General features: G+C 53.8%; 13 protein-coding genes and 1 pseudogene. 3 read left to right on the top strand and 11 right to left on the bottom strand.

Annotation, left to right across the window (positions count from 1 at the left end; all coding sequences use genetic code 11):
• Positions 1-10 precede the first annotated feature (10 nt).
• Complete coding sequence (locus tag KGB06_RS02750) at positions 11-271, top strand: DUF6429 family protein (RefSeq protein WP_223511705.1); 261 nt, start codon at positions 11-13, stop codon at positions 269-271.
• Between the two features lie 47 nt (positions 272-318).
• Here KGB06_RS02750 and KGB06_RS02745 read toward each other — a convergent pair.
• The 10 genes and pseudogenes from KGB06_RS02745 to acnA form a co-directional block, all read right to left on the bottom strand.
• A pseudogene (locus KGB06_RS02745) lies at positions 319-477 on the bottom strand (IS66 family transposase); the annotation flags it as partial.
• A 27-nt stretch (positions 478-504) separates the two neighbouring features.
• Positions 505-705, bottom strand: a complete 201-nt coding sequence (gene tnpB, locus KGB06_RS02740; RefSeq protein ID WP_223511777.1) for an IS66 family insertion sequence element accessory protein TnpB — start codon at positions 703-705, stop codon at positions 505-507.
• A gap of 83 nt (positions 706-788) precedes the next feature.
• A complete protein-coding gene (locus KGB06_RS02735; RefSeq protein ID WP_223511704.1) occupies positions 789-2,057 on the bottom strand; it encodes a hypothetical protein in 1,269 nt (422 codons plus the stop codon).
• Between the two features lie 45 nt (positions 2,058-2,102).
• Positions 2,103-5,873 carry a CDP-glycerol glycerophosphotransferase family protein gene (locus tag KGB06_RS02730; RefSeq protein WP_223511703.1) on the bottom strand — a complete coding sequence of 1,257 codons (3,771 nt, stop codon included), beginning with the start codon at positions 5,871-5,873 and terminating at the stop codon, positions 2,103-2,105.
• A 70-nt stretch (positions 5,874-5,943) separates the two neighbouring features.
• The gene (locus KGB06_RS02725; protein ID WP_223511776.1) at positions 5,944-7,014 is read right to left on the bottom strand and encodes a polysaccharide biosynthesis/export family protein; all 1,071 of its coding nucleotides are present in this window, start codon (positions 7,012-7,014) and stop codon (positions 5,944-5,946) included.
• Between the two features lie 40 nt (positions 7,015-7,054).
• Positions 7,055-8,161 (bottom strand): ABC transporter permease, encoded by a 1,107-nt coding sequence (locus KGB06_RS02720; RefSeq protein ID WP_223511701.1) that lies wholly within the window; start codon positions 8,159-8,161, stop codon positions 7,055-7,057.
• Between the two features lie 47 nt (positions 8,162-8,208).
• The gene (locus KGB06_RS02715) at positions 8,209-8,862 is read right to left on the bottom strand and encodes an ABC transporter ATP-binding protein (protein ID WP_223511700.1); all 654 of its coding nucleotides are present in this window, start codon (positions 8,860-8,862) and stop codon (positions 8,209-8,211) included.
• Between the two features lie 13 nt (positions 8,863-8,875).
• Entirely contained in the window at positions 8,876-9,670 is a 795-nt protein-coding gene (locus tag KGB06_RS02710; RefSeq protein ID WP_223511698.1) for an ABC transporter permease, read from the bottom strand.
• A 241-nt stretch (positions 9,671-9,911) separates the two neighbouring features.
• Positions 9,912-10,703 (bottom strand): CPBP family intramembrane glutamic endopeptidase, encoded by a 792-nt coding sequence (locus tag KGB06_RS02705; RefSeq protein ID WP_223511697.1) that lies wholly within the window; start codon positions 10,701-10,703, stop codon positions 9,912-9,914.
• Positions 10,704-12,315: 1,612 nt separating this feature from the next.
• Complete coding sequence (acnA, locus tag KGB06_RS02700; RefSeq protein WP_223511696.1) at positions 12,316-15,057, bottom strand: aconitate hydratase AcnA; 2,742 nt, start codon at positions 15,055-15,057, stop codon at positions 12,316-12,318.
• Positions 15,058-15,267: 210 nt separating this feature from the next.
• Here acnA and rlmM point away from each other — a divergent pair, with 210 nt between their 5' ends.
• Together rlmM and tusA are read left to right on the top strand one after the other, a co-directional pair.
• The gene (gene rlmM / locus KGB06_RS02695) at positions 15,268-16,341 is read left to right on the top strand and encodes a 23S rRNA (cytidine(2498)-2'-O)-methyltransferase RlmM (RefSeq protein ID WP_223511694.1); all 1,074 of its coding nucleotides are present in this window, start codon (positions 15,268-15,270) and stop codon (positions 16,339-16,341) included.
• Positions 16,342-16,526: 185 nt separating this feature from the next.
• Positions 16,527-16,778 (top strand): sulfurtransferase TusA, encoded by a 252-nt coding sequence (gene tusA / locus KGB06_RS02690; protein ID WP_007945068.1) that lies wholly within the window; start codon positions 16,527-16,529, stop codon positions 16,776-16,778.
• Here the strand turns inward: tusA and KGB06_RS02685 are convergent.
• Positions 16,775-18,184 (bottom strand): MATE family efflux transporter, encoded by a 1,410-nt coding sequence (locus KGB06_RS02685; protein ID WP_223511692.1) that lies wholly within the window; start codon positions 18,182-18,184, stop codon positions 16,775-16,777. The genes tusA and KGB06_RS02685 overlap by 4 nt on opposite strands.
• Between the last annotated feature and the right edge of the window lie 68 nt (positions 18,185-18,252).

Below are 18,252 nucleotides of genomic sequence, written 5' to 3'. Positions count from 1 at the left end.
AGCAACGATCATGGAATACGACGATAAACTGATTGAAGAAGCCGTGCTTGCCCTGTTGGCAACCTTCAGCTTTGATAACGGCAATGCTTGGAAAGGGTTCGACTTCGAGACCATGAACCGATTACATGAACATGGTTTCATCAGTAATCCGGTGAACAAGAACAAATCGATTTGGTTGACGGCTGAAGGGTTGGAGCGAGGTCGGCAGATAGCCGACCAGTTGTTTGGGGTAAGAACTCAAGTGGAGCATGTGTCCGACTCGGATATCTGACTTCATACCACGGCCATACGGTAGGTGGGGTTTATGGATCGCATACCGAGTTTGTTCCAGTTGCTGGCCAGGTAGCCAACAGCCTTACCCAGTGCATTTTGTGCCGTAACGTGCGGTTGAGTTTTCTCCAGCCATCCATGCAATTGCGCAAGGATCGGCAGGCTCTTCTGCTGGCGAGTTTCGGTACGTTGTTCGTCGCCGAAGTCGTTGATGTCAGACTCGAGGCGTTTGAGCTAAAGGCAAAAGCCGTTGCGCTCCCAGTACAAAATTTTCACCCGGTTGCGAGGTTTGTTGAGGAACACGAAAAGCACCGGGTCGAATACCGCGACCTTGATGTCCAGTTCGACCAGAGCGGCAAAGCCATCAATGGATTTTCGAAAGTCTACGGGCTTGGGGTAGAGGTAGACTTTTTCGACTTTTGCGTCGGGACGCATCATGACGGGCTGGCTCCAGAAAAATATCGGGAGCACAGCATCCAGCATCAAATTGCAGCTTTGAATGTGGGTTTATGGAGCGCTTACGATAATTCCTCATCATGAAGAGCGTTAAGCGCGGTTTCTTTGCGATTGATATTTATGAATGTACCATCAGTGGAAGTGAGAGTTAGAATGGTATGATTATGGTTTTTTGATGATTTAGATGTTTGGGAGGTGAGTGGGGCTGTGCAATCATACCCACTCATTACTATTCGAAGTGAGCACTGATACTCGCCTACGGGGATGGGTTTGGTATCAATGCCTGCATGTTTTAGTGTGCAGAACCAAGCTTTGTCGTAACTGGTGAAAGATTCAGAATAAAACTCTCGCGACAGAAAAGGTCTATTATCCTTCGCCAAATCTATAAAGACGGTATGGGATGATTTGGTGTCCGTTAATTGCAGTTGAAATTTTACGTCACCCCATTGGTCGCAGGGAATGTGTTTTAAAATTCCGATACCATCGATAAAAATTTTGTCGTTATTGACTTCTATCTTGTTGAGTTGAACTATTGGTTTGCCAATTTCAGTTTTTTTATTTTCATCAATGTCGTCGCCACGCAGGATGGTATAGCCGTAGCGAGGTGCTACATTATTGCTTAGGGCATAAAAAATTGATAATAAAAGTGACGTGTGGTGGCTTGTTACTTGATTGTGGGTGCGAACTAGTACAGATCGGCTTAAGAAAAAATTGAAATTACTATACTTTAAGAAATCACCTTTGAATGGTTTGATTTCTGTTTCGTATTGTATGTCTGCCTCTGACGTTAGTAAGTATATGTTTCTATTTAGGTTGTTATCGGATTTTAAAAGTGATGGCAATAGATCGTCTATTTTACTATTTTTTTCAGTATAGCTGACCCCCAGCATGTTTTGAGCTGTCTGCTCCCAGTGGTTGGAGACATAAGTTGCTATGTTCATTTGGGGGACAGTAGATACTATGTTTTTGAAGTTGTATTTAAGGCCGTGATATAGAGCGGCGCTGCCGCCTTTGGAGAAGCCTGCAAGTGTGCATTCTTCCTTCTGAAGTCCTAGGGAATTAAGTGTGTTCTGAATAAGCTTTTGAACAGCCACTTCGGGAGTAAAATCATTGTCTTGAAGAATGTAATACGAGCAGTGCCCTCCAAAATCGTCTTTTATCCACAATATATTAGCTGGGCAAGTTTGAAGCGAATTTTCGAAATCATAAGTAAATTCCGAGTTTGCACCGAAACCTGAAAAAATTACAATCAAATGTCGCGTATCATGCTTTCTAGCTTTAAATTTGTATTTTAATAATGTGTTATTGTACTTGAACTCTAGTTCATTCATTTTGGATCCAAAAAGCTCAGGAGAAACTCCTGAGCTTACTAATTATTATACTGGTTGTTTTATTTTTGCCCAGGCCTTTTCAGTGCGGGGGCTATTCCCAAATTGCTGGCAATATTGAGTTAAGGTTTTTTTCGCAGCTTTGGTATTACCTGACTGATGCAGTGCTAATGCTAGGTCTACAGTAGCATCTCGATTAGGATTCAAATCTTTACGAGCGATAAATTCATTCAGATGTTGAATAGCGGCATCCCATTCAGCGGAAGCTAAACTAAGTAGGGCTTTTTCCTGAATGCGAGTACGCTCATCCACCGCGTTATGGGCTTTTTTGAACGCTTCAGTGGCTGCGGCAATTTGATTGTTTCTTCGCCGAGCCCTGGCGAGTTTCAGCCAATGGTCAGAAGTAAAATCATCTGCGTCAGCTGCTGCTGTCCAGCACTTATCAGCTTCTTTCCATTTGGAGTTCACGAAAAATACTTCGCCAGCAATAATGTTTGAACTCTCATCCATTACAGGCGTTTTTATTGTATTAAGCTCTTTGAGTGCTTTTTCATAAAAATTTTGTTTGTATTGTGCGCGTACTACTCGAAAAGATAGATCTTCTGAATAAGAAATTTCTCTTAATTCCATCCAGAGCTTCTCTGCTTCACTCCACATGTCCAGTTTTTCAGCGATTTCCGCGCGCTCGGAAAGAATGGATGGGTGATGCATGTCGGTCGAAAGCTCAAACTGCTCCAGTGCTTGCGCAATATTTCCTATTTTTCGATAGTGTTTGGCAGCAGCAGCTACTACTTGTGGGGAGAATTTCTTACCTTTGAATTTATTTGTATATAATTCATACGTATCTATGGCGATTCCAGTGGGGTTCAATTCGAAGCCCACTGCAATCTGTTCTTCATTCATTCGATCCGACCACATATCCAAAGCTTTTAGCTTTTCATGCCATTTGTTGCATTTTTCATATTCACGCAACTCGCGGAGAGTTCGCGAGTATTCTGCGGCGTCGGAGTCGCTTAACATACGTGGAGAGTTATCGATTAGTCGCTCCCATGCATGAAGCGCCAGATCCCAATTGGAGTGTTGCATGGCTTTAGTGGCTGTACGTCGTACCGCTCTAGACAAATCAATGGCAGAGACAGTGTTTCTCTCGAGTCTCACGATAGATTTGTATACCCTCTCACAATTGAGGGTGTCGTGGAATGCGAATGTATCATTACGTCGTTGTTGGTATAAGGCATGGTCAAGAGTGTTGTTTGCAGCTTTCGCCAATGCATTGAGCGAGCTATCCAGAGTTTTGCATACAGGCCCGAATCCGTCAGATTCGTACGAATAGTAACCCTTAGTATAAGTGTGACTACCATTAAAGAAAACGTCATGGTCAAACTGGAAGTAGATAACTTTTTTATCCAGTGCTGCTACGTCAAATGCTACTGATGAATAGTCTGTCACTAGTACTTCACAATCTGCAAAGTACTGCTGCATGGAAATGCCGGGGTTATGAGTGCCTAATTTTACGTACGACGGTACCTCGAAGTCATCTAGGTATGGTTGCACGTTAGCATGCGGGAAAAATACGATTTCGAGGTTTTGTTCCTCGGCGATTGCTTTCAATTTTGGTGAATGCAAAAACGCTTTCCACGCGATTGTGTATTCACTTTCAGCGAACCCAGGCTGTTTCTCACGCTCGAAACCATTGTCAGATGCTTGACCGACTAAGTCATGGCGCCATGTTGGCATAATTAGTATGCTCGGTCTTGAGTTTCTTGGCAAAGAGCGCAGTCGGTCATGACGCGGTAGGCCAGTCAGTACCATTTCCCGTTCGCTAAATTTGTAACTGTCCCCATGGCAAATAGACTCATATTCGCGCTTGGACGATGTCACGAAGCAATGAATATTTTTGTTGTTTAGCCAGCCAGACAAGTCATCTTTAATAATGCCGTGCTGAAGAAAGGTGAACTTGTATTTTCTTAGGTCGGCAGTATGGGAGTTTGTTAGGCCGCCGAATACATAGTGGTCTGCATGAGATGAGATGAGATGTACGGCATTTAGCAGCGCAATTTTATGCTCGTCTGAACCGTAGGGAATAAGGTTGAAGTTCTCTTCTGCAAGTCTGATCCAGTCCGGTGAAGTTTGATCTAGTACAAAATAAATATTTTGGTGAGATTGATTTTCTTTAATATATCTATATAAGTGCTCTGCATTATCATCGGCGAATGAGTTTCGATCCATGAATACCCAGCAGTTTGCATATTTCAGGCGATTAGCGCTGTCTAAAGCCTGTAGGCGCAAAGATTTTACATCTTCTGGAATTGAGTTCGCGTCCACTGGTGTTGGTCGGAATGATTTGAAGATCTCAGAAACTTCGACACCCGCTTTATGCTGCTTGCCCTTGAGGGTCATCCGGGTGTCTTGCTTGCCTTCTACTTGGATGAATAGACTTTTGGTGTCGCCTGCTTTGACCCAAATTATCCTTTCATAAAGGAACGCTTCGCCAAAAAGAACATGCTTGCGGGTTTTGTCGAAAACCGGAATGGTAGGTTTCGAATCTAGGGTCAAAATTTCTTTTGTGTGCGCATGTCTAGTAAAGTAACGAATCTTGATAAGGTCGCGAAGTTCGTCAGCTTCATCGATATAAGTAATATTAAATTTAGGTTCGGTGTTTTTATAGTACGAGATTAATCCGAATTTCTGGAAGAACCATAACCCCGCAAGCTCAAAGTTTAGGATCGTTTCAAACGAGATGTGCTGCATTATCTCGCGAACTAAATTCTTATATTTTTCCAGCTCGACGGAAGTGAGGTGGCTGAGCTTTCCATCGTCATTGATGAATCGTTTGAAGTGCCACGCCAAATCATAAAGAATTGTTCGCTGAATAAAAGTTTTTACTGTGCCATGTTTCTTGAGGCTTTCATTAATTAGACTCAAGTAACCGAGACGCAGTTGTGCGTCAAAGCGACCGGGTTTTTCCCACGCGGTATCGATGGTGGAAGTGCCATTTTCGCGCTTCCGGTAGTAATACTTCGGTTCCGAAATGAACGCGATATGACCGTCAGTTAATCCCAGCAAATACCTGTTTACGAAATGGCCGTCTTCAAATGCAGGTCTGATAAGCGGATTGAAGTAAAGGTTTTCACTAAGAACCCGAGTGCGCTTAAATACAGCTGTGCTAGCGCTCAGTTGAATGAATTTTCCGAGATCGTTAGCTGGCAATAGCACATCGCCGCTAGCAAATCGAAAGCGAAGGGCGTGGCCATCACTGAACTCATTCCGATTTTCCATGAAGAAAATCATATTTGCGCTGACCATTTTCAGTTCTTTGCCTGCTGAGCGTGCCTTTCGGAAGCAGGCGTCTATTTCCTCAAAGTAGTTCAGCGACAAGAAATCGTCGGGGTCAACAAATGTCAACCATTCATGTTTAGCATACCGCAGTCCATTATTTCTTGCTTGAGCCTGGCCCGCATTGCTTTGCTTAAAATATTTGATGTTGAATGGATATTTGGCGACCCATTCTTTGATAATCTCAGCAGAACCATCTGTAGAGCCGTCATCCACCAAAATGATTTCAATGTATCTTTCGAAGTCAATCGTTTGATTTACGATTGACTCAAAAAATGCATGCAGATATAGCTCTACGTTATAAACTGCTGCGATGATCGAATATGTTGAAGTTGATTCTTTTCGCAATAACTCACTCGGAATTGAGAACGGGAGTGGTTGCTGGCTCTTTTCAACAATAAAATTAGGACATGCTTGCTTGTTATCATTGATAACATTGCGTGCTCGGGTCCTTGACTTGTTTTTCCGTTTTTTTCTGGTCATGTCTATATAACTTAAGTTGTGGATACAGGCGAGCAGCAATAACACCCGCTATTATGATGTGATATGAGGTTTAATTAGAAATGCCGGTGGCTGCGCCAAAGATCATCGTCTGCACAATAGGAGAAATTACTTTCTGCCATTCATAGACCGCAGCGTTGGTTATATAGATAGTGTCATCAGGCTTAATCATGACTTGGCGGGCGTAGAAGATAGCGGCCGGGTCACGCATATCAATACGCATTACGGTAGGTTTGGCATTTGCCCCTTCACCCATACGGAATACGAATACGCCTTGTGGGTTTGCGTTGGACTCTTTCAACCCACCAACGGAGCCCAGTGCATCCAACAGACTCGCATTCTGAGAGGGTAGGTCGTGCAGGCCGGGCTCACCCACGGCACCCATCGCAACAAAGCGTTGGCGCGCACGATCCAGAACCACTTCAGAATTAGGCTTCAGAACAAAGTTATTACCGGCCAGAACATCTTCGTAGTTGAAGGTGTCGGTTTGAGATCCATTGCGCACGGTCACATTGACCAGGTGCGGTTCCATCACTGGACCACCAGCCTGGTTAACAGCGTCAAGCAAGGTCAAGGGGCCTTGCAGGGTGGAAAAGCGCCCAGGGGCTTTTACTGCGCCCGCTACCAGCACCGAGCCAGACAGATCGCCAACCAGATCAACGTGCACTTGCACGTCGGTGGTCACGCCTTTGAGCTTCTGGCGAATCATGTCTTCGACCTGAATCAAGGTCATACCGGCAACAAATTGATGACCAACGTACGGCAAGGAGATCATCCCCTTGTCGTCGATGCGCACTTTGAGCTGGGTGCCGCCCGTCGAGAGCGGGGCGAACAGGCCGCTGCCTTCCGGAGCGTTGTCGGTGATCAGCACGTTGATTACGTCACCGCCCATCAGGCGCACACTTTGCGCCAGAGGGCTGGAGATTTGAGCTTTGGCCGGTTTTGCGGCTGGGCGCATGAACGGTGCGATGGTGTTGGCGTTGATGTCCACCATGTCATACGCAGTGCTTTGGCTTTTGCTTTCGATATCGCCTTTGTATGGACCAGCACCGGACAAGATGCCGCTGCAACCCGCCAAAGACAAAGTCACCAGCATCAAACCCGCAACAGCGCTGTTTCGCATGCTCACATTCAGGGGGCGAAGGGGCAGGCCGGAAATGGATTTAATCACGATGATCCTCGATCGATGCAATAAGGAAGCGGGCAATACCGTAGAGCAGCAGCAGGGCCAGGAAGATGGTTGCCAGGTTGTAGATGCGCTCTGGGTACAGGGCCATCTGCGGCGTGTTCGGGCTGACTACGGTGACCAGAGTGCGGATTTTCTTGCTGGCTTCGATGCGGGCGTTGTCCAGTGCGGCAACGGCGGTCTTGTAGGTTTCTTCGGCGATACCGGCGTCCAGGGTCAATTGCTGGAAGCGCGAGGCGACGACGTTGAGCTGGTCGCCATCGGGGGCGGACACCAGCAGGCGTTTTTCGGCACTCAGCTGTTCGCGAATGGCGTCCACGCGTTGCTGTTGTTGCTTGACCTGGGGTGAGTCCGGGCGAAGTTTGTAGAGCATTTGCGTGAGTACGGCGCGCTCTTTGGAGTGCTCGCCTTCGAGGGTGTCGATGATGCTGGCGCGGCCCAGCGCCGAGCTTTTGCCGTCCAGTACCTTGTTGCGGTTCTGGAAGGTCAGCAGCTCTTCTTTGCGTTGGGTGTAGTTCTTCTTTGCGCCTTCCAGTTCGCCTTGGGCGAAACGCATCTGCTCGCGGGCGATGCTGTGGGAGACTTCGTTCACGAAGTGCTCGCTGGCTTCCAGAATGGTCTTGACCATTTGCTCGGCCAGTTCAGGGCTGAAGGATTGCACTTCAACTTTCAGCAGGCCGGTGGTTTCGTCGTAGTGAGCCGAGACCATACGCTGGTAGTACTTGAGCAAATCCTCACGCTCGGTGTCTTTGTCCAGCCAGAAGAGCGGGTCGTTGCGTTGCTTGCTGTATTGCTCGACCCAGTGCAGGCGATCTTCCAACAGTTGCATCATATCCATCGACACAATGTATTCGCGCAGGTACAGGGTCTCTTCCCGGGACGCCGGATTGGTGCCGCTGAGCAGCATGCTCAAGCCTGGGAGTTGAGCGCCGGAATTGTTGCCTTCCTGACGCACCACGACTTGCGCGGAGCTGACATAGCGGTCCACGGCAAAAAAGCTGTAGTAGACGATGGCCAGTACCATCGGTACTACGATTAGCCCCAGCGTCAGGCGCCAGCCCTTGAATTTACCCGTACTGCTCATATGCACTTGCATCCTTGAAATAAAACAATCACGCCACGGTCAGGTGATCAGGTGTTGTAGGCCTTGATGCCTTCATCGACATCGTCATAGATCTGTACTCCGCCATCGCGTACCAGCAGTACGACGTCACAGAGCTTTTTGATTTCGGGCATGCTGTGGGAAACCAGCACCACCTTGGATTTCTGCAGGCGTGCTTCAAACACCTCAGCGCACTTGCGCTTGAACTGGGCATCACCCACCGACATCACTTCGTCGATCAGGTAGTAGTCGAAGTCGAAGGCCATGCTCAGGCCAAAGGCCAGGCGCGAGCGCATGCCGGAGGAGTAGGTCTTGACCGGTTCGTCGATCCAGCTGCCGATTTCGGCAAAGTCTTCGACATAGCTGACCTTCTGACGCATGGCATCGCCGACCGCGCCGTAGACCCGGCTGACGAACTTGATGTTTTCCCGGCCGGTCATGCTGCCCTGGAAACCGCCGGACAAGCCCACGGGCCAGGAAACACTTTTATCGGTGACGATGGTGCCGGAGTCCGGCACGTCGGCGCCGCCCAGCAGGCGCATCAAGGTCGACTTGCCTGCGCCGTTGCGGCCGATCAGGCCGATGTTCTTGCCGGCGGGGATCTTCAGTGACAGATCACGAAACACGTGGCGACGACCCTTGGGGGTCAGGTACGACTTGGTGAGATTTCTGAGCTCGAACACGGGAAGCCTGCGGTTAGCCGTTCTTGGTGGAGATCAAATGCAGTCGACGAACCCGATAAGTGCCCAGGGAGACGAACAGCAAGACCAGGGTGAAGGCGATCACGTAGTGCACCGAAACGCCGTCGACTGGAACGTAGTGCGGGAAGATTTCGGCGCGAATCAATTCCAGCAGGTGCAGGAAAGGATTGAGCAGCAGCAGCGGCAGCATGGCGTGCGGCAGGTAGGCGGCGGGGATGAGTACGCCGGATATAAAATACAGCGGGAAAAACAACATCCGCAGAAACAGCGTGCTGCTGGGCATGGCATGGGCGATCAGCGACAACAGCATGCCCAGGCCAAAAGAAAACAATACGCCCAACAGAATGGTCAGCATCCACTCGATGGGCGATTTGATCGACATGTCGAAACCATACCAAGCGAAACCGAACACCAGAATGGCGTACACAGTCGCTGAAATGCTGAATTCCACCAGCACTCGGGCAATAAAAGTGTCGAGTGGCTTGATTTGTTTATAAGCAAATAGCGAGCGGTTTTCCTTGGGACTGTTCATCAGACGCAAGGCGGTGTTGCGGAACAGCAGGAAGGGTGCGAGACCGACTAGTACAAAAACGGGGTAGTCGATGCCGGCCACAGTGCGGCCACGAAGCAGGCCGAACAGCAAACTTAGAATCAACAGGTGACAAATTGGCTCGATCAGCGTCCAGATTGCACCCATACGTCGCTGGCCAAAACGCGAACGCGCTTCACGCAACACCAACGCAAAAATGACGGATTTTTTGATTTGGAGGGGAGAGCGGGGCTTGAGCATGATTTACCGCGCAGCACAACGGCGCGGTAAACGCGTTGCTTCAATTCATTTTTAGAGGACTTATCTGTCGCTGTAGGACAAATCGCTTCCATTCGTGGGGCGGGAGGTTAAACGCTGTGGCTGACAGGAGTCAAGCTGCGTAGTTCCCTACCGATGATCGGCTGATTTTGCCAACGTTGAGGGCATTTTGAAGGTTTTTACCGCTGAGTCAGGCCCTGCGGAGGTGTGCTCCCGTCCTGAATCAGGCGGCCAGCATCGGGTAGGTAAACAGTCCGAAGTGCAACAAATTAATTCCGAAGTGGGTGGCGATGGCCGCCGCCAATCCGCCGTAGCGATAGGCCAGTCCATAACCGGCACCGGCCAGGCTTGCCAGCAATACCCATTCCCAGCCCGCACCCCAATGGGCTAGCCCGAACAGGAGCGCCGCGATCAACAAGGCGAGGTGTTCGCCATAGGCCAGGTGTTGGAAACGCCGGCTCAGGCCTCCTTGCAGGTAGCCGCGAAACAGGGCCTCTTCTACTAATGTCACCAGCAGCAGGTTGTTGTTTATCCACAGCCATGCCTGTTCCGGCCATTTCGGTGACCACTCGACGATCCCCAGCAGCCAGGCTCCACCCAGCGTGGCGAGTGCTATCAGGCTGATGGCCAGCGCGCTGGACTTTAATGTCTGTGTCAACGAGTGGGGGGCGACGATCCACGGGCAGACGAGTAGCAACCAGAAGCCTATCAGTGGTTTGTCCAGGTTGAGGTTCATCGAGAACGGCACGGCGTCCTCGGTAAAGCGCTCGTTGTCGATCATCCTCGCGTTGTAAAACCCTGGCCACCAGTGGAGTGCCAAAGCGAGTGCCAGGAGGATGAACAGGATATGACCGACATAGCGGCCGTAGCGGTAGTGATGTTGTCGGGCGGCAAAACCGGCGAGCAGCAGCAGGATGATCGCAATGCTCGCCTGTGCCGTTAGTTGTCCGTAGGTGAGTGCCAGGACATAGCCGGCAGAGAGGAGGGTCAGGTACGGCCAGGGCAGTACGAGCATGGGGTCATCCTTATTGACTGGCGAGACTACCTTTTGCGGGGCATTTAGGCAGAAATGGCCGTGGATCAGCAATAAAGGAACTGACTTTTTTCCATAACATGCGGTGTGTAGAACTGAACTTGTGAATATTTTTTACAGGTGCCTGACATTCACTTGAATGGCGCTCTGCCGGATTTTCCTGAACCTGGGGATGCGCATGATGAATTGGCCTGTTGTTGGTGTGACGTTGTTGATACTGGCGGCGCTTACGGTTGTTGTGACTTCGATCAATGGTTGGGTTGGGCATTTCAGGATTGTAGGGGATACGGAGTGCTAGTCTCGGTTCTCCGAGCCATTTTGTGGACCATACAAAACCCGTAGGAGCCGGCTTGCCGGCGAAGGCGTCCTCATTGCCGCGGCACGTCGCACGGCCGCCTTCGCTGGCAAGCCAGCGCCTACAAAATCGGTACTCACCTTGATGTTGTGGACCACACAATCCCCGTAGGAGCCGGCTTGCCGGCGAAGGCGTCTTCATTGGCGCGGCACGTCGCACGACCGCCTTCGCTGGCAAGCCAGCTCCTACAAAAATCCGTACTCACCTTGATGTTGTGGACCACACATACCCCGTAGGAGCCGGCTTGCCGGCGAAGGCGTCCTCATTACCGCCGCACGTCGCACGGCCGCCTTCGCTGGCAAGCCAGCTCCTACAAAAATCCGTATTCACCTTGATGTTGTGGACCACACATACCCCGTAGGAGCCGGCTTGCCGGCGAAGGCGTCTTCATTACCGCCGCACGTCGCACGGTCGCCTTCGCTGGCAAGCCAGCTCCTACAAAAATCCGTACTCACCTTGATGTTGTGGACCACACATACCCCGTAGGAGCCGGCTTGCCGGCGAAGGCGTCTTTATTGGCGCCGCACGTCGCACGGCCGCCTTCGCTGGCAAGCCAGCGCCGACAAAAATCCGTACTCACTTTGATTTTGTGGACCACACAAAACCCGTAGGAGCCGGCTTGCCGGCGAAGGCGTCTTCATTACCGCCGCACGTCGCACGACCGCCTTCGCTGGCAAGCCAGCTCCTACAAAAATTCGTATTCACCTTGATGTTGTGGACCACACAAACCCCGTAGGAGCCGGCTTGCCGGCGAAGGCGTCGTCATTACCGCGGCACGTCGCACGGCCGCCTTCGCTGGCAAGCCAGCTCCTACAAAAATCCGTACTCACCTTGATGTTGTGGACCACACAAACCCCGTAGGAGCCGGCTTGCCGGCGAAGGCGTCTTCATTGGCGCGGCACGTCGCACGACCGCCTTCGCTGGCAAGCCAGCTCCTACAAAAATCCGTACTCACCTTGATGTTGTGGACCACACATACCCCGTAGGAGCCGGCTTGCCGGCGAAGGCGTCCTCATTACCGCCGCACGTCGCACGGCCGCCTTCGCTGGCAAGCCAGCTCCTACAAAATCGCCGTACACGCCATCATTTTTCGGACGCCACCAACCCCGTGCACACCCTGATTTTGTGGACGACACAAAACCCGTAGGAGCCGGCTTGCCGGCGAAGGCGTCTTCATTGCCGCCGCACGTCGCACGACCGCCTTCGCTGGCAAGCCAGCTCCTACAAGTTTGCGGTCCTTCAGGACGCGATTAGCTGTCGCAACACGTAATGCAGGATCCCGCCTGACTTGAAGTACTCCACTTCATTGAGCGTGTCGATCCGGCACAGCACTTCAATCTTTTCCTTGCTGCCATCTTCACGGGTGATCGCCAGCGTCAGGTTCATCCTCGGTGTCAGCTCTACGCCGGTCAATCCGAGGATCTCCAGCGTTTCCTTGCCGGTCAGGTTCAGGCTTTTGCGGTTCTGATCCAGTTTGAACTGCAGCGGCAGCACGCCCATGCCGACCAGGTTGGAACGGTGGATGCGTTCGAAGCTTTCGGCGATGACCGCTTTCACGCCCAGCAGATTGGTGCCCTTGGCCGCCCAGTCGCGGCTTGAGCCGGTGCCGTATTCCTGGCCGGCAATCACCACCAGCGGCGTGCCCGAGGCTTGATATCGCATAGCCGCGTCATAGATCGACATTTTCTCCATGGTGGGAATATAGAAGGTGTTGCCGCCTTCCTCGCCGCCGAGCATTTCGTTACGGATACGGATGTTGGCAAAGGTGCCGCGCATCATCACTTCATGGTTGCCGCGACGCGAGCCGTAGGAGTTGAAGTCGCGCGGTTCCACGCCTTTGTCGCGCAAGTACTGGCCGGCGGGGCTGTCGGCCTTGATATTGCCGGCGGGGGAGATGTGGTCGGTGGTCACCGAGTCGCCCAGCAGCGCAAGCACTCTGGCCCCGACGACGTCCTTGACCACGGGCGGTGGGCCGCCGATATCATCGAAGAACGGCGGGTGCTGGATGTAGGTCGAATCATCCTGCCACACGTAGGTCGCCGCTTGCGGTACCTGGATGGCTTGCCATTGCTCGTCGCCGGCAAACACTTCGGCGTATTCCTTGTGGAACATGGCGGTGTTGACCTGATTCACCGAGTCGGCAATTTCTTTGCTGCTCGGCCAGATGTCGCGCAAGTACACCGGGTTGCCATCCTTGTCGTTGCCCAGCGGTTCACTGCTGATGTCGATACGCACCGTGCCGGCCAGCGCGTAGGCGACAACCAAGGGCGGGGAGGCCAGCCAGTTGGTTTTTACCAGCGGATGCACGCGGCCTTCAAAGTTGCGGTTGCCGGACAACACCGAGGCCACAGCGAGATCGGCTTTCTGGATGGCTTTTTCGATCGGTTCAGCTAAAGGTCCGGAGTTACCGATGCAGGTGGTGCAACCGTAGCCGACCAAGGCAAAGCCGAGTTCATCGAGGTACTGAGTCAGGCCGGCCGCCTTGTAATAGTCGGTGACCACTTTCGAGCCGGGCGCCAGGGACGTCTTGACCCACGGTTTGCGTTTCAGGCCTTTCTCCACAGCCTTTTTCGCCACCAGACCTGCCGCCATCATCACGCTCGGGTTGGAGGTGTTGGTGCAGGACGTGATCGCGGCAATCACCACCGCGCCGTTTTTCAGGCGATAGGTCTGACCGCCATGTTCGTAGTCCGCTTCACCGGCCAGATCAGCATTGCCCACGGCGACGCCGCCACCGCCCTCACTTTCCAGGCGGCCTTCTTCCTTGCTGGTGGGTTTGAATTGCAGACCCAGAAAGTCGCTGAACGCCTGCGCGACATTCGGCAACGACACCCGATCTTGTGGGCGCTTGGGTCCGGCAAGGCTGGCTTCGACGCTGGCCATGTCCAGCGCCAGGCTGTCAGTGAACACCGGTTCCTTGCCCGGCAACCGCCACAAGCCCTGGGCTTTGGTATAGGCCTCGACCAGTTTGACCACTTCGACCGGGCGGCCGGACAGGCGCAAATACTCCAGCGTCACGTCGTCCACCGGGAAGAAGCCGCAGGTGGCGCCGTATTCCGGGGCCATGTTGGCGATGGTCGCGCGGTCGGCCAGCGGCAGGTCGGCGAGGCCGTCGCCGTAGAACTCGACGAATTTGCCGACCACGCCTTTCTTGCGCAGCATCTGCGTGACGGTCAGCACCAGGTCGGTGGCGGTGATGCCTTCCTTGAGTTTGCCGGTGAGTTTGAAACCGATCACTTCGGGGATCAGCATCGACACCGGTTGGCCGAGCATCGCCGCTTCCGCTTCGATCCCGCCGACACCCCAGCCGAGGACGCCGAGGCCGTTGATCATGGTGGTGTGGGAATCAGTGCCGACCAGGGTGTCGGGGAAGGCATAGGTGCGGCCGTCCTCGTCCTTGGTCCAGACCGTGCGACCCAGGTATTCGAGGTTGACCTGATGGCAAATCCCGGTGCCCGGCGGCACAACGCTGAAGTTGTGAAAGGCGCTCTGGCCCCAGCGCAAGAACGCGTAACGCTCACCGTTGCGTTGCATTTCGATGTCGACGTTCTGTTCGAAGGCGGTTGAACTGGCAAACTTGTCGACCATCACCGAATGGTCGATCACCAAATCCACCGGTGACAGCGGATTGATGCGCTGCGGGTCGCCGCCGGCCTTGGCCATGGCGGCGCGCATGGCAGCCAGGTCGACCACGGCGGGAACGCCGGTAAAGTCCTGCATTAATACGCGAGCGGGACGGTACTGAATTTCCCGGTCGGAGCGACGCTCCTTGAGCCACGCGGCAATCGCTTTGAGGTCGGCGCCGGTGACGGTTTTTTCGTCCTCCCAGCGCAGCAGGTTTTCCAGCAGCACTTTCAACGACATGGGCAATGGGTCGAGATCACCGAGGCTCTTGGCCGCCTCGGGCAGACTGAAATAGTGGTACGTCTTGTCGTCGACTTGCAGGGTTTTAAGGGTTTTCAGGCTATCGAGGGACGGCATTGAAATGACTCCTTTTGGTCCGCACGGCTACGGACTGACGGGACGAACAGAGCTCTAAACCTAGCCCTGTTTGGACGTTAAGGCTAATAACTGGACTCTATGGTGAAGTCCAAGGTTCCGAACTCGGCTATCATGCGCCGGTTTTCGTGACAGGCTTTGCTACAGGGCAAGTTTGCGCATCGATTCATTGCCGATTGCCCAGGAGATTCAATGAACACCCTCTTTATGCACTGCCGGCCGGGCTTCGAAGGCGAAGTCTGTTCCGAGATAGCCGAACACGCTGCACGCCTGAACGTGGCCGGTTATGCCAAGGCCAAAACCGCCAGCGCCTGCGCCGAGTTTATCTGCACCGAAGAAGACGGCGCCGAGCGCCTGATGCGTGGCCAGCGTTTCGCCGATCTGATCTTCCCGCGCCAATGGGCGCGCGGGATCTTCATCGATCTGCCGGAAACCGATCGCATCAGTGTGATACTCGCGCATATGGCGGACTTTCCGCTGTGCGGCAGCCTGTGGCTGGAAATGGTCGACACCAACGATGGCAAGGAACTGTCGAACTTCTGCAAGAAATTTGAAGGTCACCTGCGCAAGGCACTGATGGCCGCCGGCAAACTGGTGGAAGATGCACACAAACCGCGTCTGCTGCTGACCTTCAAGAGCGGTCGTGAAGTGTTCATGGGCTTGGCCGAGTCGAATAACTCGGCGATGTGGCCGATGGGCATTCCACGCCTGAAGTTCCCGCGTGAGGCGCCAAGCCGCTCGACGCTGAAGCTGGAAGAGGCCTGGCATCACTTCATCCCGCGTGATCAGTGGGATGAGCGTCTGCACAGTGACATGACCGGCGTTGACTTGGGCGCTGCGCCCGGCGGCTGGACCTGGCAATTGGTCAATCGTGGCATGCTGGTGACGGCCATCGACAACGGCCCGATGGCTGAAAGCCTGATGGACACCGGTTTGGTGCAACACTTGATGGCGGACGGTTTTACCTTCAAGCCCCGGCAGCCGGTGGACTGGATGGTCTGCGACATCGTCGAGAAACCGGCGCGTAACGCCGCGATGCTGGAAGAGTGGATTGGCGAGGGCCATTGCCGAGAAGCGGTGGTCAACCTCAAACTGCCGATGAAACAGCGTTACGCCGAAGTGAAACGATTGCTGGAACGCATCGCCGACGGCTTCAAGGAGCGCGGGATTCGGGTCGAGATCGGCTGCAAACAGCTGTATCACGATCGTGAAGAAGTGACGTGCCACCTGCGCCGGCTCGACGTAAAGAAACCCAAATCCCGCTGATTGTGCGTACTGATCGTTCCCACGCTCTGCGTGGGGATGCATCCCGTGACGCTCCGCGTCACATCCAAAGGCGGAACGCGGAGCGTCCCCGGCGGCATTCCCACGCAGAGCGTGGGAACGATCAGCCACAGATGACCGAACACCCGGCAATGCGCGACAATGCCGGCCAGTTTCAGGAGTTAATCATGAGTGAAATGCTTGATACGCCGGTAGACGGCACCCTCGACGCCACGGGCCTCAACTGCCCGGAACCGGTCATGATGCTGCACCAGCACATCCGTGACCTGGTGCCCGGCGGCCTGCTCAAGGTGATCGCGACCGACCCGTCGACCCGTCGCGACATTCCCAAGTTCTGCGTGTTTCTTGACCACGAACTGGTGGCGCAGCACGAAGAGGCGGGCACCTACCTGTACTGGATCCGCAAGAAACTCGCTTAACCCGCCGAATGGCTGATGCGGATCCGCTTGCGTGCACTGCGCGCCAGGCGGATCGACAGCATCAGCGCCGCGCAACTCAAGCCCACGATCAAGCCTTGCCACAGCCCGCTCGGGCCGCTTGGTGCGCCGAACCAATCGGTCAGGCCCAACGCGTAACCCACCGGCAAACCAATCCCCCAGTACGCGAACAGCGTCAGGATCATCGTCACTCGCGTGTCCTGGTAACCGCGCAATGCACCGGCCGCCGTCACCTGAATGGCATCGGAAAACTGGAACAGCGCCGAGTACACAATCAGCATCGCGGCCACTTGAATCACCGTCGGGTCAGCCGTGTAGATCGCTGCAATCGGCTCACGCAACATCAACATCAAGCTCGCGGACAGGCAGGCATAAGCCAGCGCCGTGCCCATGCCGACACCGGCGGCGAATCGTGCCTCGCGTGGCTCCTGACGACCGAGGGCCTGGCCGACCCGCACCGTCACCGCCATGCCGAGGGAGTAAGGGATCATGAACACCAGCGAACTGAAGTTCAGGGCGATCTGGTGCCCGGCCACCACCGTGGCGCCGAGGCTGCCGATCAATAGCGCAATCACCGCAAAAATGCTCGACTCGGCGAACACTGCGATGCCGATCGGCAGACCGATGCCCAGCAAGCGTTTGATCACCGACCATTGTGGCCAGTCAAAACGGCTGAACAACTGACTCGACTGATAAGCCGGCGCCCAGCGTTCCCAGCCGGCCATGCCCAATGCCATCACCCACATCACAATCGCCGTGGCCCAGCCGCAGCCGACACCGCCCATGGCGGGTACGCCGAAGTGGCCATAGATGAAGATGTAATTCAGTGGAATGTTCAGCGCCAGCCCGCACAAGCCAAGCACCATCGCCGGGCGCGTACGGCCCAGGCCATCACTGAAACAGCGCAACACATGGTAGAAGGCGACGGCGGGCAAACCGCTGGCGATGCCGTGCAGGTACTGCATGCACGGGCCGATCAATTCGGGATCAACCTTCATGAAGTGCAGGATTGGCTCAGCGCTAAACAGCATGCCGGTCGCCAGCAAACCCACCACTAAGGCCAGCCACAGTGCCTGACGCACAATCGGGCCGATTTCACTGTGGGTGCCGGCGCCAAAACGCTGGGCAACTTTTGGGGTGGTGGCCAGCAAAGTGCCGGTCATCAGCAGAAACACCGGCACCCAGATTGAGTTGCCCAGCGCTACCGCCGCCAAGTCGCGAGGCCCGACCCGGCCCGCCATCACCGCGTCGACGAAACCCATGGCGGTGGTGGCCAGTTGCGCGATCATGATCGGCAGCGCCAGGGTGAGCAGGTTTTTCAGCTCAAGGCGAACCCGGGCCGGGCGGGTGAGGGCGGTAGCGGCAGGGCGGTCAGTCACGGAATTCAAAGGCGAAACGTCCAAAGGTGTTAATGCGCAAGGCGACGCATTCTACGCGCTGACGCAGTGGTCAGGAA

The sequence above is a fragment of the Pseudomonas sp. GL-B-19 genome, assembly GCF_019956415.1.
Lineage (GTDB): Bacteria > Pseudomonadota > Gammaproteobacteria > Pseudomonadales > Pseudomonadaceae > Aquipseudomonas.
The sequence above is the reverse complement of the archived record's forward strand: the minus strand, read 5'-3'. Positions and strand labels throughout refer to the sequence as shown.

Bases quoted from the DNA above. Each gene is read 5' to 3' on its own strand.
- tusA (WP_007945068.1), top strand. From the start codon at position 16,527: ATGAGTGAAATGCTTGATACGCCGGTAGACGGCACCCTCGACGCCACG.
- KGB06_RS02705 (WP_223511697.1), bottom strand. From the start codon at position 10,703: ATGCTCGTACTGCCCTGGCCGTACCTGACCCTCCTCTCTGCCGGCTAT.
- KGB06_RS02720 (WP_223511701.1), bottom strand. From the start codon at position 8,161: ATGAGCAGTACGGGTAAATTCAAGGGCTGGCGCCTGACGCTGGGGCTA.
- tnpB (WP_223511777.1), bottom strand. From the start codon at position 705: ATGCGTCCCGACGCAAAAGTCGAAAAAGTCTACCTCTACCCCAAGCCC.
- acnA (WP_223511696.1), bottom strand. From the start codon at position 15,057: ATGCCGTCCCTCGATAGCCTGAAAACCCTTAAAACCCTGCAAGTCGAC.
- KGB06_RS02710 (WP_223511698.1), bottom strand. From the start codon at position 9,670: ATGCTCAAGCCCCGCTCTCCCCTCCAAATCAAAAAATCCGTCATTTTT.
- KGB06_RS02750 (WP_223511705.1), top strand. From the start codon at position 11: ATGGAATACGACGATAAACTGATTGAAGAAGCCGTGCTTGCCCTGTTG.
- KGB06_RS02735 (WP_223511704.1), bottom strand. From the start codon at position 2,057: ATGAATGAACTAGAGTTCAAGTACAATAACACATTATTAAAATACAAA.
- rlmM (WP_223511694.1), top strand. From the start codon at position 15,268: ATGAACACCCTCTTTATGCACTGCCGGCCGGGCTTCGAAGGCGAAGTC.
- KGB06_RS02730 (WP_223511703.1), bottom strand. From the start codon at position 5,873: ATGACCAGAAAAAAACGGAAAAACAAGTCAAGGACCCGAGCACGCAAT.
- KGB06_RS02725 (WP_223511776.1), bottom strand. From the start codon at position 7,014: ATGCGAAACAGCGCTGTTGCGGGTTTGATGCTGGTGACTTTGTCTTTG.